Source organism: Bacillus sp. 491mf, from assembly GCF_900112415.1.
Lineage (GTDB): Bacteria > Bacillota > Bacilli > Bacillales > Bacillaceae_G > Bacillus_A.
Window position 1 is genome coordinate 50,450 of the sequence record NZ_FOLV01000018.1, and the last position, 15,378, is coordinate 65,827.

General features: G+C 37.8%; 15 protein-coding genes and 2 pseudogenes. 4 read left to right on the forward strand and 13 right to left on the reverse strand.

The genetic code is table 11. The features are described 5' to 3' along the window. Positions 1-226: 226 nt before the first annotated feature. Both secDF and BM211_RS16380 read right to left on the reverse strand, forming a co-directional pair. Entirely contained in the window at positions 227-2,488 is a 2,262-nt protein-coding gene (gene secDF, locus BM211_RS16375; protein WP_090998592.1) for a protein translocase subunit SecDF, read from the reverse strand. 106 nt (positions 2,489-2,594) lie between these two features. Then, on the reverse strand, positions 2,595-2,879 hold the full coding sequence (locus BM211_RS16380; RefSeq protein WP_035434341.1) for a post-transcriptional regulator: 285 nt from the start codon (positions 2,877-2,879) through the stop codon (positions 2,595-2,597). A gap of 121 nt (positions 2,880-3,000) precedes the next feature. On the opposite strand from BM211_RS16380, the gene spoVB reads away from it, so the two are divergent. Further along, complete coding sequence (spoVB, locus tag BM211_RS16385) at positions 3,001-4,560, forward strand: stage V sporulation protein B (protein ID WP_035434340.1); 1,560 nt, start codon at positions 3,001-3,003, stop codon at positions 4,558-4,560. A 33-nt stretch (positions 4,561-4,593) separates the two neighbouring features. Here spoVB and BM211_RS16390 read toward each other — a convergent pair whose 3' ends face one another. Next, positions 4,594-5,073: a GNAT family N-acetyltransferase gene (locus BM211_RS16390; RefSeq protein WP_035434339.1), complete on the reverse strand. Its 480-nt coding sequence runs from the start codon at positions 5,071-5,073 to the stop codon at positions 4,594-4,596. Between the two features lie 77 nt (positions 5,074-5,150). Continuing rightward, a complete protein-coding gene (locus BM211_RS16395) occupies positions 5,151-5,798 on the reverse strand; it encodes a DUF421 domain-containing protein (RefSeq protein WP_035434337.1) in 648 nt (215 codons plus the stop codon). A 114-nt stretch (positions 5,799-5,912) separates the two neighbouring features. Between BM211_RS16395 and BM211_RS16400 the strand changes: the two genes are divergently transcribed. After that, positions 5,913-6,299 carry a TIGR04086 family membrane protein gene (locus tag BM211_RS16400; RefSeq protein ID WP_035434336.1) on the forward strand — a complete coding sequence of 129 codons (387 nt, stop codon included), beginning with the start codon at positions 5,913-5,915 and terminating at the stop codon, positions 6,297-6,299. Positions 6,300-6,674: 375 nt separating this feature from the next. On the opposite strand, the gene yajC is transcribed toward BM211_RS16400, so the two are convergent. From yajC to ruvA, 6 genes and pseudogenes are all read right to left on the reverse strand, one after another. After that, positions 6,675-6,935: a preprotein translocase subunit YajC gene (gene yajC, locus BM211_RS16405; protein ID WP_035434334.1), complete on the reverse strand. Its 261-nt coding sequence runs from the start codon at positions 6,933-6,935 to the stop codon at positions 6,675-6,677. Positions 6,936-6,962: 27 nt separating this feature from the next. Then, the gene (tgt, locus tag BM211_RS16410; protein ID WP_035434333.1) at positions 6,963-8,102 is read right to left on the reverse strand and encodes a tRNA guanosine(34) transglycosylase Tgt; all 1,140 of its coding nucleotides are present in this window, start codon (positions 8,100-8,102) and stop codon (positions 6,963-6,965) included. A gap of 15 nt (positions 8,103-8,117) precedes the next feature. After that, positions 8,118-9,170 carry a tRNA preQ1(34) S-adenosylmethionine ribosyltransferase-isomerase QueA gene (gene queA, locus BM211_RS16415; RefSeq protein ID WP_090998594.1) on the reverse strand — a complete coding sequence of 351 codons (1,053 nt, stop codon included), beginning with the start codon at positions 9,168-9,170 and terminating at the stop codon, positions 8,118-8,120. Between the two features lie 19 nt (positions 9,171-9,189). Next, positions 9,190-9,321: pseudogene (locus BM211_RS16420) on the reverse strand (DUF2905 domain-containing protein); the annotation flags it as partial. 217 nt (positions 9,322-9,538) lie between these two features. Then, positions 9,539-10,540: a Holliday junction branch migration DNA helicase RuvB gene (ruvB, locus tag BM211_RS16425; RefSeq protein WP_035434331.1), complete on the reverse strand. Its 1,002-nt coding sequence runs from the start codon at positions 10,538-10,540 to the stop codon at positions 9,539-9,541. Positions 10,541-10,545: 5 nt separating this feature from the next. Next, complete coding sequence (ruvA, locus tag BM211_RS16430; protein WP_035434330.1) at positions 10,546-11,163, reverse strand: Holliday junction DNA helicase RuvA; 618 nt, start codon at positions 11,161-11,163, stop codon at positions 10,546-10,548. A 189-nt stretch (positions 11,164-11,352) separates the two neighbouring features. Here ruvA and BM211_RS16435 point away from each other — a divergent pair, with 189 nt between their 5' ends. Beyond that, complete coding sequence (locus BM211_RS16435; RefSeq protein WP_035434329.1) at positions 11,353-12,297, forward strand: iron-hydroxamate ABC transporter substrate-binding protein; 945 nt, start codon at positions 11,353-11,355, stop codon at positions 12,295-12,297. Positions 12,298-12,311: 14 nt separating this feature from the next. On the opposite strand, the gene BM211_RS16440 is transcribed toward BM211_RS16435, so the two are convergent. Further along, positions 12,312-12,842 (reverse strand): BofC C-terminal domain-containing protein, encoded by a 531-nt coding sequence (locus tag BM211_RS16440; RefSeq protein ID WP_035434327.1) that lies wholly within the window; start codon positions 12,840-12,842, stop codon positions 12,312-12,314. A 530-nt stretch (positions 12,843-13,372) separates the two neighbouring features. Between BM211_RS16440 and BM211_RS16445 the strand changes: the two genes are divergently transcribed. Next, the gene (locus BM211_RS16445) at positions 13,373-13,900 is read left to right on the forward strand and encodes a P-loop nucleotide/nucleoside kinase family protein (RefSeq protein ID WP_035434325.1); all 528 of its coding nucleotides are present in this window, start codon (positions 13,373-13,375) and stop codon (positions 13,898-13,900) included. A 17-nt stretch (positions 13,901-13,917) separates the two neighbouring features. Here the strand turns inward: BM211_RS16445 and BM211_RS16450 are convergent, their stop codons facing one another. Together BM211_RS16450 and BM211_RS16455 are read right to left on the reverse strand one after the other, a co-directional pair. Beyond that, positions 13,918-14,625 carry a YhcN/YlaJ family sporulation lipoprotein gene (locus BM211_RS16450; RefSeq protein ID WP_035434324.1) on the reverse strand — a complete coding sequence of 236 codons (708 nt, stop codon included), beginning with the start codon at positions 14,623-14,625 and terminating at the stop codon, positions 13,918-13,920. A gap of 426 nt (positions 14,626-15,051) precedes the next feature. Beyond that, positions 15,052-15,378 (reverse strand): annotated as a pseudogene (locus BM211_RS16455) (hypothetical protein); the annotation flags it as partial.

Consider the following 15,378-nt stretch of genomic DNA (forward strand, 5'->3'; position numbering starts at 1 on the left):
TGTTCGGTGGCTTCGCTTCTTCCTACGAGGTAAAAAACACCTCTACGTCAGAAGCTCCATCCCCCTCACATTCTGAACGAGCCGCTTCCACTTTTCTAAAGAAGATAGACGGGGGATAACTGTCCGTAAATGCCCGCACTAACCTTCACTTTATTCTATCCCAGAACAAAAAAAGAAATGCCTGCAAAGAGGCATCTCTTTTCATTCAAATTTAAGTGATTGTTTCTTATACTTGCGGTTCAGATGTCTTTACTTCTACTTTTTTCTGACCTTTTCCTTTTTTCAAACGGCGGTTTTCAAGCATCAGCCAAATTTGGGATGCCACGAAAACAGAAGAGTAAGTACCAACAATTAAACCGACAAATAATGCAATTGAGAAGTTACGTAATGACTCACTTCCAAAAATTAACAATGTAATAACAGGTAGTAACACTGTCATAACCGTATTAATAGAACGGCCGATTGTTTGGCGAATACTCGCATTCACAATCTCTTCTAAATCGCTTAACGTGCGAATTTTTTGTTTCTGTTTGTACAACTCACGATTTCGGTCAAACGTAACAATCGAATCGTTAATAGAATAACCGATAATTGTTAACACCGCTGCAATAAACGTTAGATCGACTTCTAAGTGAAGTAAGCTGAACGCAACGATAATGAAGAATGCATCGTGCAGAAGTGCTAATACTGCTGATAATGCATATGTGAAGCGGAAACGAATGCTCACATATAAAATGATAACAGCTGATGCAATCAGTACTGCATAAAACGCATTTCGCGCAATTTCTTTCCCGATTGTCGGAGAAACTGTACTTATGTTTGGCTCTGTACCATATTTATCGTGGAAGACTGTTTTTACTTTCGCAATATCATCTTTTGATAATACACCAATTGTACGAACAGCAAATCCTTTATTATTATCACCTGTTGGCACAATATCTTCTTGCTTCACATCTACTTTCAAATCATGCAATTCCTTTTGTACTTGTGACACTGTTATCGCTTGATTTGTTTTAATATCCATGCGCGTACCACTTTCAAAGTCAATGCCTAGATTCAATTTGAAAATTGGTAAAATAATCGCACCCGCAATCATGACAACAACTGAGAACCAGAAAAATTTATGTCCGATGCTAACAAAGTTAATACGATCAAATCTCGTTGGTGCATGTTCTACACCTTTTGTTAATGGAATAACTTCCTTCGGTTTTACACCAAAGTAAGTATATTTTTTATCAAAGTAACGACTCTTAACAAGTAAACCAAGTAAGAAACGTGTACCATATACGTTTGTAATAAAGCCGACAAAAATACTTACAATTAAACTTGTCGCAAATCCTCTAACAGAACTTGTACCATATGCAAATAATACACCAGCTGCTGCAAGTGTTGTAACGTTTGCATCTAGAATGGTTGATAATGAACGCTGATTACCTGCACGATATGCCGATAACATCGATTTTCCGATGCGCAGTTCTTCTTTCAGCCTTTCATACGTAATAACGTTGGCATCAACCGCAATTCCGACCCCGAGCACGAGCGCTGCTATACCCGGCAATGTGAGAACCGCATGCATCCAATTGAATACGAGTAACGTTATGTAAATATATAAACCAAGCATAATTATCGCTACAAGACCAGGTAGGCGATAGAATACAAGCATAAATAAGAAAATAAGAGCTATACCGATTGCACTAGCAAAAATTGTTTTTTGTAGTGCTTGCTCACCAAATTTCGCTCCAACAGAAGTAGAGTATATTTCTTTTAAATCAACAGGAAGTGCTCCGGCATTTAACAACTCTGAAAGTTGTTTTGCGCTCTCTACTGTAAAGTTCCCACCAACAATAGATACTTCCGCTTGATTAAATACTTGATTCACAGTAGCTGCTGATAAATATTTCGGTTTTGGTTTTGCTGCTTCTGCCTTGTAAGAATCTTTTCCTTCTTCAAAATCAAGCCAAATTACCATTAAGTTGTTCGGTTTCATGCTTAATACTTTCTCAGTCACTTGACGGAATTTATCAGCACTCTTTAACTTTAAGCCAACACTTGGTCGACCTTGCTCATCAAACGTTTGCTTTGCACCGTTCGTTGCTAAATCAGCACCGTCCATAAGAATGTTATCATTTACATCACGGAACGTTAATTTCGCTTGAGTTGATAACACATCTCGCGCTTGCTGTTGATCTTTGATGCCAGCAAGCTGCACACGAATACGATCATTTCCTTCAATTTGGATATTCGGTTCGCTTACACCAAGAACGTTTACACGTTTTTCGAGTGCACCAACCGTACTCACAAGAGTATCCCTAGTAACTTTTTCCCCTTTTTTCGCTGGCTTTACTTCATATAAAATTTCAAAGCCGCCTCGAAGATCAAGTCCGAGATTAATTCCTTTTGTAATGTTTTTTGTCGTTGCTCCAATGATTCCTCCAATTAATAACACAACGAGGAAAAAGGCAACGATTCTGCTACTTCGCTTTGCCATATGTTTCTTGTTCCTCCTTTGAACAAAAGCGCTTGTTCCAAAATTACCTCTTTATCAATACTCCCTATTATACTGCAAGAAGAAGAACAAACCAATTACAACCTTATTATTTATTTTCATATTCATCAAACGACCAAAGTGGTGCTTGATACGCCTTCAGCGTTAAATATGTCATATAGTCGCTAGCTGTTAACGTTAACACATCATTTACAAGCTCATACAATCTGACATTTGGCCCTACTTTTTTCCACTTTTTATCCTTTAAACATTTCCATACGTCTTCTAGTGTAACACGATCATAGCCGAGCATTTGAAACTCTTCCACTTTACTGTCCAAAACGATTTGTAATTGCTCTCGATACGCTTCTACTATTGCCTCTTTCTCAGCCATTTTTAGCTCATCTCCCTCTGATCTCACGTTCCTCATTTCAAAAGCTTGTCATGCTTATCTTATTCATGCATATAAATTATTGTAAATCATTCCATTGATTTTGAGAAGGTAGGAGAAAACAATGACGAAACAAACCTTTTTACGAGGTGCTTTTATTTTAATGTTCGCTGGTTTTATCACAAAAATATTAGGTTTTATTAACCGGATTGTGATGGCGCGCATTTTAGGCGAAGAAGGCGTTGGGCTATATATGATGGCTGTTCCAACATTTATATTAGCTATTACCATTACACAAATCGGCCTTCCAGTTGCCATCGCAAAACTGATTGCTGAAGCAGAAGCTACAAACGATAAACAACAAGTTAAAAAAATATTAACCGTTTCATTAGCCATTACCTCAGTCATTAGTATTCTATTAACAATCGGAATTATGCTTCTTGCTCCTTTATTAGCAGAAACATTATTAACTGATAAACGAACTTACTATCCATTAATCGCTATTTTACCAGTTGTACCAGTCATTGCCGTTTCCTCTGTGCTGCGCGGTTACTTTCAAGGGAGACAAAATATGAAACCGAGTGCCTATGCACAGGTGCTAGAACAAGTCGTTCGCATTACGATTATCGCTGTATGCATTCGCTTTTTCTTACCATATGGAGTAGAATACGCCGCAGCAGGTGCCATGCTCTCAGCTGTACTTGGAGAAATCGCTTCTCTATTATTTTTGCTAACATTATTTCAAAGAGAAAAACACCTTTCCATTCGTTCCCGTTTTATAAGTACTGTAAAGGAAAGTAAACACACCTTTTATTCCTTAATGGATATTGCACTTCCTACAACAGGAAGCCGCTTAATTGGATCTATTTCTTACTTTTTTGAACCAATTGTTGTTATGCAAAGTTTAGCAATCGCCGGAGTTACTGCTTCAATTGCAACGCAGCAATACGGTATATTAAATGGATATGCCTTTCCACTTTTGTCTCTGCCGGCCTTTATTACATATGCTCTTTCCACGGCACTCGTCCCCTCGATTAGTGAAGCAAACGCCAAAAAGCAGCGCCGTTTAGTAGAGCACAGATTACAGCAAGCACTGCGCATCTCTCTTATTACAGGTGGATGGTCTGTCGTCATTTTATATGTATTTGCTTCACCTATTTTAACGCTTATGTATGGTTCTGATAGTGCGACTCTTTTCATTCAAGTGCTTGCACCTTGCTTTTTATTTCACTATTTTCAAGGACCACTCACATCTGTACTACAAGCTCTCAATTTAGCACGAGCTGCCATGATGAATACATTTATCGGAGCAATTGTGAAATTACTTGTTATTTTCGTCCTTGCTTCACAACCACAGTTTCAAATGATGGGCGTCGCTCTTGCAATTGCAGCCAATATCGTTACTGTTACTTTACTTCACTATGCAACTGTCTTAAAAAAAATTACATTTACTATTTATATAAAAGACTATATGTACGGCTTACTCGCTATTGTCATCGCTGGGAGCGTAGCCTATTACATACATACACGCATAACCTTCTCTCCTTCACTTGGCATGCAAACATTATGGGAAGTGCTATCTACTTCGATACTGTATGTATTTCTGTTAATCCTTTTTGGCCTTATTCGAAAAGATGAATTACTAAGGCTCCCAATTCTTCGTAAATTTTCTTTTTTAAAATAAAAGTAGCTATCGAAATACATTCGATAGCTACTTTTATTTACTATGTGTTTTTTTATAATAGACAAGCGTTGTACACTCATTCAATCTTTTTCTAACACCAGTCTGTTCAAAACCCATTTTTTCATACAAATAACAGTTCCGTTTTTCCTCTAAAATTGTGGCTAATTCCCAACTTGTTGCTTGCGGGAACATCTCTTCTAATAAGAATATTATTTTCTGGGCAATTCCATTCCCTTGATACTTCGGAAGAATAAACATTGGACTAATCCAAAATTCAGTATTCTCTTCTTTCCGAACTACACATACAGCACCAACAACGTCATTATTGTACATGATTTTGTAAAATCCACCATGCAGATTGTTAATTCTTGTAATGATTCTATCAAGCTTCTCATTTGCCGGATTCGTATTGTAATCTTGGTATGTTTCCAATAACGGTAGAAAAGCTTCTACTTGCATAGCATGAATCAATTCTGCGTCCGAAACTGTAGCTTTTTCTAACGTAACTCCCATATCTTTCACTCCAAATTAGACTTCTTTGCCCTTTTATATTCGACATAGTTCTATGAAGTCCTGTTTGAAGCAGACCTTTACTCATCTTTTAAATCCACAAAAAACTGCCCGTTTTGAAAACTACAATATGAAATCTTCTCAATATCGGTATGCCCTAGTTTCTTTAACTTATCCTTCAGCCATATATCGGTATGTTCCATCATGTATAAATGTTTTTTCTGAATTTCTCCATCAATAATAAGCGGAAGTGAAAATAATGGTGTGTCATTTTTACTTTTTTGTTTTTCAAATATTGATAATCTCCCTGATGGCTCTAAAATCGCATACTCGACATCACGTATATCACCGATACGTTCCTCACGTAATTGCATAAGTAAATCATCCATGTTGTATCGCTGTTTACGCATTTGCTTTTCATCTATCTTCCCCTCACGTACGATGATAGCCGGTTCTCCTTCTAGTATGTGACGAATGCGCTGACTTTTTAGCGAGACAACGGATAACACAATTTGAATGAGCATAATCAGCACCATCGGAACGAGTTGATGCCAAATTGACTTATCCATATTTTCAATTGCAATAACTGCCATTTCACCAAGCATAATAAACACAACTAAGTCTAAAACACTTAACTCACCAATTTCTCGTTTTCCCATCAGTCGGAAAATAATTAACATCACACTGTATAAAAGAATGGTTCGAAAGATAATTTGAAGTATTTCCATCTTCTCTTTCCCTTCTCCTTGCAATTTCTATACATTAGTTTTCCCGTACAAAAAGAAACTAGTCTAACTTAGCACAAGAGAAAATATGCTTGTATTAGAAAGGAGAGATGCTTTATGGATGGAACAAAAAAATTATCAATTGCAGTTGGATTCGGCATCGTTACCTTACTTATTTTCGCTTGCCTAGCAAGTCTCATCATCGCTTTATTATTGAAATTTACAAACATAAATGAAGGGACTTTATCCATCGCACTTCTTGTCCTCGCCATTGTGTCAACACTTGTCGCTGGATTTGTTGCTGGAGTAAAAGCACAAGGAAAAGGGTGGTTTGTCGGTGGATCTACTGGAGTCTTATTTGCAATTCTCGTATTTCTTGTAAATTATTTAGGGTTTTCATCGGCGTTATCGAACGCACAACTTCTCTATCAACTTGTCATTATTGCGGCAAGTACAATTGGGGGCATATTTGGAGTCAATATCGGTAAGCGGACAACATATTAAACAGCGAAGCTGTCCTAAAAAATTACTATATAAATTAAAAAACTCCTGTCTTTTTAGATTGAGACGTGAGCATCTGGCCGCGCATAGAAACGGTCAAGGCCTGTTCCTACCACATGCAAAGTCGAAAACAAAAGGAGAAAGTAAGTGCATACCCGCTACTTATATGTCGAAAAATTTAATGGATATATAAACAGTGACTTTTGGAGACAGCTTCTATGTTTTCCCCGTATATATGAATGAATTTCACAAGTCAGAATCCATCAGAAAAAACGAATTATATTTTCTCATTCTCATTATTATTTACTGATTTAGTAATACTTAAATTTATAAAAAAAAGGTGCTCTAAAAGTAATACTTTTAGAACACCTTGTTGCATTAGTTTTTCACAGTTTCACGAATTGCGTTGCGATCAAATGTAAGGTGTGAACCACCAGATTTAATCACAATCGTTGTATCGTTTACAGATTCAATTGTACCGTGTAAGCCACCAATCGTTACGATTGCATCGCCTTTTGTCAGTTCACTTTGCATTTGCGCTACAGCCTTTTGACGTTTTTGTTGCGGACGAATTAGTAAGAAGTAGAAAATCGCAAACATCGCAACGATCATGACAATATTCATCATACCTGGATTCATCTTTTATTCCTCCTCAATTATTATGTATTAGAAGTTTTTAGCATTCGGTTTATTAAAGCCATATTGTTCAAAGAACTCCTCACGGAAATCTCCAAGACGGTCTTCACGAATGGCTTGTCTCACCTGCTCCATTAATTTTAACAGAAAATGCAGGTTGTGATAAGACGTTAAACGAATTCCGAATGTTTCATCACATTTCATTAAGTGACGGATGTACGCACGTGAATAGTTTTTACATGTGTAACAATCACAATTCGGATCAAGCGGACCAAAGTCTTTCGCAAACTTTGCATTTTTTACAACTAAACGGCCTTCACTTGTCATACACGTACCGTTTCGTGCAATACGAGTTGGAAGTACACAGTCGAACATATCAATACCGCGGATTGCACCGTCAATTAATGAATCTGGTGATCCAACGCCCATTAAATAACGCGGTTTGTTATCAGGAAGAAGCGGTGTTGTAAATTCAAGCACACGGTTCATAATATCTTTCGGTTCCCCAACGGATAAACCACCAACTGCATAACCTGGGAAATCCATTGAAACAAGGTCGCGGGCACTTTGACGGCGAAGTTCTTCAAACTCTCCGCCCTGTACAATACCAAATAAACCTTGATCCTCTGGACGCTGGTGCGCTTTTAAGCAACGCTCTGCCCAGCGGCTCGTACGCTCTACTGATTTTTTCATATACTCAAATGTCGCTGGAAACGGTGGGCACTCATCAAATGCCATCATAATATCAGAACCTAGTGCATTTTGAATTTCCATTGCCTTTTCTGGTGATAAGAATAATTTATCCCCGTTTAAATGATTGCGGAAATGAACGCCTTCCTCTTCAATACGGCGGAAGTCACTTAAACTAAACACCTGGAAACCACCGGAATCTGTTAAAATCGAACGATCCCAGTTCATAAATTTATGTAAGCCGCCTGCCTCACGTACAATTTCATGACCTGGACGAAGCCATAAATGATACGTATTACTTAAAATAATACCCGCATCCATTGCTTTTAACTCTTCTGGTGACATTGTTTTTACTGTCGCAAGTGTTCCAACTGGCATAAAAATTGGTGTTTCAAATGAGCCGTGCGGTGTGTGAACACGTCCTAAACGCGCGCCTGTTTGTTTACATGTTTTAATTAATTCATAACGTATTGCTGTCATATCTTTACTCCTTTTTTATTTCTTCTCTACTTGAGAGTGAGCGGCAACAAACATCGCATCACCGAAACTAAAGAAACGATATTGTTCCTTCACCGCTTCATTGTACGCATGAAGAACATTGTCTCTTCCTGCAAATGCACTCACAAGCATAATTAAAGTTGATTTTGGCAAATGGAAGTTTGTAATTAAACCATCAATCGCTTTAAATTCATATCCTGGATACATAAAAATATCAGTCCAGCCAGAAGCCGCGCAAATCTTACCATTATTATCTGTTGCAATCGTTTCAAGCGTACGCGTTGATGTTGTTCCAACAGTAATAATACGACCACCTTCTTGCTTTACACGATTAAGAAGGTGTGCTGTTTCTGCTGACATATGATAATATTCCGCATGCATATGGTGTTCTTCAATTGTCTCTGCAGAAACTGGTCTAAATGTTCCAAGACCGACATGAAGCGTAATAAACGCTAAATGAACGCCTTTTTTCTTCAATTCTTCTAACAACTCTTCTGTAAAATGAAGCCCTGCTGTTGGCGCTGCTGCTGAGCCAACTTCACGTGCAAATACCGTCTGATAACGGTCACGATCTTCAAGCGTTTCTTTAATATACGGAGGAAGCGGCATTTCACCAAGCTCATCTAGAATTTCATAGAAAATGCCGTCATATGAAAATTGCAAATGACGTCCGCCTTGTTCGCCAGTTCCAACACATGTCGCTTTTAGTTTTCCTTCTCCAAAAGAAATTATCGTTCCTTCTTTCACACGTTTCGCTGGTTTAACAAGTGTCTCCCAAGTATCCCCATCTTCTTGCTTTAATAAAAGCACTTCAATATGTGCACCTGTATCTTCTTTTACACCGTGCAAACGAGCAGGCATTACTTTCGTTTCATTTAAAACTAAGCAATCACCTTCATGTAAATAAGAAAGAATATCCGTGAAATGCTTATGCTGAATTTCACCAGTTTCACGATCTAACACCATTAATCTTGATGTTTCTCGTTCTTCAAGTGGCACTTGTGCAATGAGTTCTTCTGGTAAATGAAAATCAAACAGATTAATATCCATAACTTATGTTCACCTATTTCTATCTAAATCGATTTATTACGTACATAATAAAAGATAATACAATACTTATCACAATACACGTAATGACGGGAAAATAAAAGGTAACATTCCCCTTTTTCACAAAAATATCGCCTGGAAGCCTACCTATAAAGTGAAACTTCCATTAGTGGGGGAGTTTTTCATCCCCCACTGATGGTTAGTTGAACCAATCGGGCTTTTACGGGCAGTTATCCCCCACCTATCTTCTTCGATTCTCTCTCAATCTTGAGGTGGGGGTCTTACTGCCCGTTAATGCGGGATAAACTTCCAAGCTAATCCAACAACAACGAGAAGAATACCGTCTGTAATGAGCAGCTTTGGCATATCTGTCATGCCCCTGGCATCTCCAAACCAAAATGTTCGTATACGAGCGGTGTAACAATGCGCCCTCTTGGCGTTCTTTGTAAGAAGCCAATTTGTAGTAAATACGGTTCATACACATCTTCAATAGTGTGTGATTCTTCCCCTATTGTTGCAGAAACCGTCTCTAATCCAACTGGGCCGCCGCGGAATTTTTCAATAATACCTAGTAACAACTTATGGTCAATATGATCAAGTCCAAGCTTATCTACTTGTAGTAGTTCGAGGGCCATTTGCGTAATTTCTATCGTAATCGTCCCATCGCCTCGAACTTGCGCAAAATCACGTACACGGCGCAATAAACGGTTCGCAATACGAGGCGTACCTCGTGCACGCCTTGCAATTTCTAAAGCAGCTAAGGAGTCGATTTCAACTTCAAACACTTCTGCAGTACGACTTACAATCGCTGATAACTGATCAACTGTGTAATATTCTAAACGAGACAATACACCGAAGCGATCTCGAAGTGGTGCGGATAACGCTCCGGCACGTGTTGTTGCCCCAATTAACGTAAACGGTGGTAAATCAAGCCGAACTGAACGTGCTGACGGGCCCTTTCCAATCACTATATCGAGACAAAAATCTTCCATCGCTGGATACAATACTTCTTCAATTGAACGATGTAAACGGTGAATTTCATCAATGAATAAAACGTCACCTGGTTGAAGCGCCGTTAAAACAGCTGCTAAATCACCTGGTCGCTCAATTGCCGGTCCTGACGTCGTACGAATATTCACACCCATTTCATTCGCAATAATGTTTGCTAATGTCGTTTTCCCAAGCCCTGGTGGACCATATAATAATACGTGATCTAATGTTTCCTCACGCATTTTCGCCGCTTCAATAAATACTTCTAAATTATGCTTTGCTTTATCTTGGCCAATATATTGGCGGAGCGTTTGTGGTCTTAACGAATATTCTAAATCCGCATCTTCATACGCGGATTCTCCTGAAACGAGACGTTCATCCATTCTACTCACCTCTTACCGTTTAGTAAAAGACTAAGTGCCTTTTTAATATATTGATCCGTCGTAAGTGATTCTTTTAATAGTTCTGGCACGACGCGAGATACTTCTCGCTCTGCATACCCAAGCGCTCTAAGTGCTTCCAACGCTTCATCAAGCTCGGCCGATGTTCCTTTTTTCTCATCGAAACGATTTGCATCTGAAAATAAGTCGACAAAGGCATCAGGCACAACATCTGCCAATTTCCCCTTTAAATCCAAAATCATTTGACGAGCTGTTTTCTTTCCGACACCCGGGAACTTCACTAAGAATTTTTCATCCTCATGCTCAATCGCTTGTACAACCTGCCCCGTTTGACCTGAAGCTAAAATCGCAAGCGCTCCCTTCGGTCCAATCCCCGATACACCTAAAAGCTTCGTAAATAGTAAACGCTCTTCACGCGTTTTAAATCCGTAAAGGGCCAATATATCTTCTCTTACATAATGATATGTATATACACGAAGTTCTTGTTTACTTCTTTGAAATACATACGGATTTGGCGTAAAAATTTGATAACCAATCCCGTTATGATCAAGAACGATATACTCCGGTCCTACATATTCCACATAACCTGTAATATATTCAAACAAAACTGTATCTCTCCCTCTCAAATCATGTATTCCATTTTAACATAAATAACGATAGAAATGCGAGATTCCCCCAACAAACGTTCTCTATTACATTTTTCCACTTTTTATCATTGACATGATTATAAAGGAGAATTATCATTACACTAGTGATAATGATTATCAATATTATTTACAAGGAGATCCATTCAAATGAAACGCAATCTATCTATCATCTTTGCACTTATGCTTCTCGCGCTTACAATCGTTGGTTGTTCTTCAAAGAAAGACGAAGCACAATCAAAAGAACAACCAAAAACAAAAGTTGTTAAACACACAAAGGGAGAAGTTGAGATTCCAACTGAGCCGAAGCGAATTGTTGATTTATCTGGTTCAACAGAAGAATTATTACTTCTTGGTCATAAACCAATTGGTACAGCGAATACGTATAAAAATAAAATTCAAGCTCACTTGCAAAATCAATTAAAAGATGTAAAACCAGTTGGCTGGTACTGGGCGCCAAACGCTGATTTAGAAGCAATCGCCGCTTTAAAACCTGATATGATTATTTTAAACAACCGTCAACTAAAAATTTACGATCAAGTCGCAAAAATTGCACCGACTGTTGTGTTAGAAACAAACTTAGAAAAATGGCGCGATAAATTTATTGAAGTAGGCAAACTATTTGGCGAAGAGAAAAAAGCAGAAAAATGGCTTGCAAACTACGACCAAAAAGCTGCTTCACTTTCAATGAAAATTAAAGAAAAAACAAAAGATGAAAACTTTATGTTCCTTGCTGTTACACCGCAAAACTTCCGTGTATATGGGAACTTTGGATACGGAGACATTTTATTTAACGACTTAAAATTACCTGCAACAAAAGGCACAGATTTAAATCAAACAATGGCACAAGTTTCATTAGAAGGTCTTGTTGCCTTCCAACCAGATCACATGTTTATCGTAAACTTTGGCGGCGAAGCTGATAAAGTTTACGAAGACTACAAAAACAGTTCCATTTGGAAAAATACTAAAGCTGTAAAAGACAATTATGTTTACGAAGTAAGCAATGAAGTATTTAACACAAAAGCATTTAACCCAATTGGAAGAGATATGATAATCGATGAAATCGCAAAAATGATTTTAGAAAAACAAAAATAAGAAACAAGCCGTAGCTATTTGAAGCTACGGCTGTTTCCATTTCTCATCGTATATTGCTCCATATCTTTCATCACTTTCACAAACCGCTCTTTCGACTTCACCCGAATTCCTCGCTTCAGCTGTTCACGCTGATAACTTTCCATCTTTTTCATATCAATTTGAAAGAAGGAATGAATGGCATTGTCATTTTTCGGCACACCGTTAAAAATTTGAAGAATTCCCTCTTTCGAAACGCCAAAATACCCACTCGTTTTTAATAACGGCGAAATATCATCAATGCTCTGTTGCAATACAATTTGTACATCATCTCGATCAACAAGTTGCCAATCCTTATATTGCTGTAAAATCTTTTCTAAATTCACAACTTCTTCTCTAAAAATTTCTTGACTCACTTCCCCGTCTAAATATATACGCTGCAACATGATTGTAATTTGAGGTTCCTGCCTAGCTGCATTACCCGAACTCTCTGCCGACGCTACACTCGATTCATGATACAAACAAAACGCAGCTAGCACGATCTGCATGGCAACGATCATGAGCTTCATATGCTGTCACCTCTTTTAGGGAAAATAAAAACTTCTATTTACAGTTTGACCAAAAATAGAAGTTTTATGCTCGTATAAGATTTGAAGTTAGGTATCTCGAAAAGCAACATTAACTCATTATAATAAATACACAGGCATAGGAGCGATTTATTGTCTATAAATTAAAAATGAATTTGTATAAAATAACTTCTTTTATCCATAAAGAATTAGGTATACAAGATTAAGAATACAAAAAAGCGGAGTGACCTCTTCAGCCTACTCCGCTACTATTTTCTATATAATAAGAAAGACGCCTGTCATGCAGGCGTCTTGATGCGTTTACGGCGAGAGACCAGGCGGCCACATCCGCGTGTTTAGCACTTAAGCATATCTCTCGTCTTACGTAAATTAGCTCATCGCTTTGTTAATATAACATTAATAGTTGGAGAAAGCAAGAAGAAAATGATGACCAAAAACGATACCTCTAAAAAGAAGGAGGATTTCAAAATATGTCGAATATGGAGAACACTTAAAAGAAAGGATATAAAATAATGACGCAAGTAATCTTATTTAGAGGAAAAGCAGGTACAGGCAAAACAACAATATCAAATGCTGTAGGCGCACAACTACATATACCCGTAATTCATAAAGACGATTTATATGACTCCATTGCTGAACACATAACAAATCATGTCATTCGAAACAAAATCTGCTTTGATATTCTTTTCCGATTGTTAGAATCCTCTCTTAGTTGTAATGCAACTGTTATTATCGATTTTGGTTATAACCACTTAGATGATGTACTGAACTTAAAATCTTGGATCGAACAACGAGAAGGGATATTGATATCAATTTTATGCACTTGCAGTGATGAAACTGTCTGGGCACATCGACTAAAAGAACGAAAAACAAATCCTCAGCCAAATCAACTCATCACAGACCTACATGAATTAAAAAAGCATTATAGTACAATTAATGCAGAGTTATTAGAAGATGAACTTCAATTAGACTGCATAGAAGATATACATTTATTAACAGAAAAAGCAATACACTACATAAGTGAAAAGAAGGGGAAATAATTCTCCCCTTCTTTCCATTATCGCACCACGTTAGTTACATTCGTACGAAGATCTCGGAACATATTTGTTACATCACGATTTAAATCGTTTGTAACTGTTCCGTTTCGTAGTTGTGTACTCATTGTATCGATGCGAGTAAACATATCTGCTTTTGCCGTTACATAGACATTACGGTTGTTCACAAGAGGCGCAACAGCTTTGCGAATGTCATTTTCTAACGCCTTCTCGTCTGGGTTATTACGAGTTTTGACCGCAATGACAACATCGTTACCACGGACAACAGTAGAAACACGATCTACATTATCCATACCTTTTACTCGGTTGGTAACTGCTTCAGCTACTTTACCATCATTGTTCATATAGGTATTGTTCATCGTAACATTGCGAGTTGGATATGGGTTCGTTAATTGTCCGTGATAATTTACATCGCGGTAATAATTGTATCCAACGTTATCACGACGGTTGTGAATGTCTTGATTAATTTTTGTATATCTTACATTCCCATAATCGTCAGTTCTTACATTGTTACGATATGTGACATAATCTGTGTAACGGTCTGTACGTGCTACATTATCTCTATGCGGATAAGCATTCTCATACGATGTGCGCTCGTAATTATAAGTAGCATTTCGATCCATCGCACTTTTATTTTTAGGTGTACCACATGCAGCTAGTGCACTGGTAACTAACAAAGAAGCAGCAATAATTTTAATTTTTTTGTTCAATGCAAAAACCCCCTCTGTTAGAATGAACTTTTCATTCGAAAAGCTCCCTCTTATCATGAGTCACAAAGAGGTTTTTTACACTGTAAGTATTTTACTTAAAATTCCGGCTATGCTATCGCTAAATGGCGCTTATGCCCTAAGTAGGCATAAAGTCGCTTAATAATAAGGAGATTTTTTTCAAGAAAATCCTCTCATTTCAAATATTTGCAAACTCCATTGTATGTTGAACCCATTTTATTTTCGCCTGTTTGACTTTCCCAAAGACCTCTGTTCTTACTACAACTAATACAATACCGCTCTCAACAATAAGGACTTTTACAATTCCTTGTACTCACAATACTTTATTATATAATCTCCGCCAAATTCCCAAACAGATTCTCACATAAAAACCGTTCTTTATAAAAGAACGGCTTCTTAACACTCTGTTTAATTTTCTTCTTCTGGATAAGGTGTTCCAAATACAGAGGGATGATTTTGTTGATAATACATTGTGCCCGGTTGCGGTGTATACGGAATATATGGGCTTTGCTGATGAAACTCACGCGGGAAATAAGGCATACCCGGCTGTGGACTATACAGTTCTGGTTCACCATCACAACCGCAATCCTCTTGTATTTGCTCCATTTGTGGTACATTATTATCCATTGTGACCGGTGCACCATTCGAATTTGGCATAGAAGGGAATTGCATATCATATGGCGGCATTCCTTGCATCCGTGGCATTCCTTGCATCGGCGGCATTCCTTGCATCGG

Bases quoted from the DNA above. Each gene is read 5' to 3' on its own strand.
- secDF (WP_090998592.1), bottom strand. From the start codon at position 2,488: ATGGCAAAGCGAAGTAGCAGAATCGTTGCCTTTTTCCTCGTTGTGTTA.
- BM211_RS16380 (WP_035434341.1), bottom strand. From the start codon at position 2,879: ATGGCTGAGAAAGAGGCAATAGTAGAAGCGTATCGAGAGCAATTACAA.
- spoVB (WP_035434340.1), top strand. From the start codon at position 3,001: ATGACGAAACAAACCTTTTTACGAGGTGCTTTTATTTTAATGTTCGCT.
- BM211_RS16390 (WP_035434339.1), bottom strand. From the start codon at position 5,073: ATGGGAGTTACGTTAGAAAAAGCTACAGTTTCGGACGCAGAATTGATT.
- BM211_RS16395 (WP_035434337.1), bottom strand. From the start codon at position 5,798: ATGGAAATACTTCAAATTATCTTTCGAACCATTCTTTTATACAGTGTG.
- BM211_RS16400 (WP_035434336.1), top strand. From the start codon at position 5,913: ATGGATGGAACAAAAAAATTATCAATTGCAGTTGGATTCGGCATCGTT.
- yajC (WP_035434334.1), bottom strand. From the start codon at position 6,935: ATGAATCCAGGTATGATGAATATTGTCATGATCGTTGCGATGTTTGCG.
- tgt (WP_035434333.1), bottom strand. From the start codon at position 8,102: ATGACAGCAATACGTTATGAATTAATTAAAACATGTAAACAAACAGGC.
- queA (WP_090998594.1), bottom strand. From the start codon at position 9,170: ATGGATATTAATCTGTTTGATTTTCATTTACCAGAAGAACTCATTGCA.
- ruvB (WP_035434331.1), bottom strand. From the start codon at position 10,540: ATGGATGAACGTCTCGTTTCAGGAGAATCCGCGTATGAAGATGCGGAT.
- BM211_RS16435 (WP_035434329.1), top strand. From the start codon at position 11,353: ATGAAACGCAATCTATCTATCATCTTTGCACTTATGCTTCTCGCGCTT.
- BM211_RS16440 (WP_035434327.1), bottom strand. From the start codon at position 12,842: ATGAAGCTCATGATCGTTGCCATGCAGATCGTGCTAGCTGCGTTTTGT.
- BM211_RS16445 (WP_035434325.1), top strand. From the start codon at position 13,373: ATGACGCAAGTAATCTTATTTAGAGGAAAAGCAGGTACAGGCAAAACA.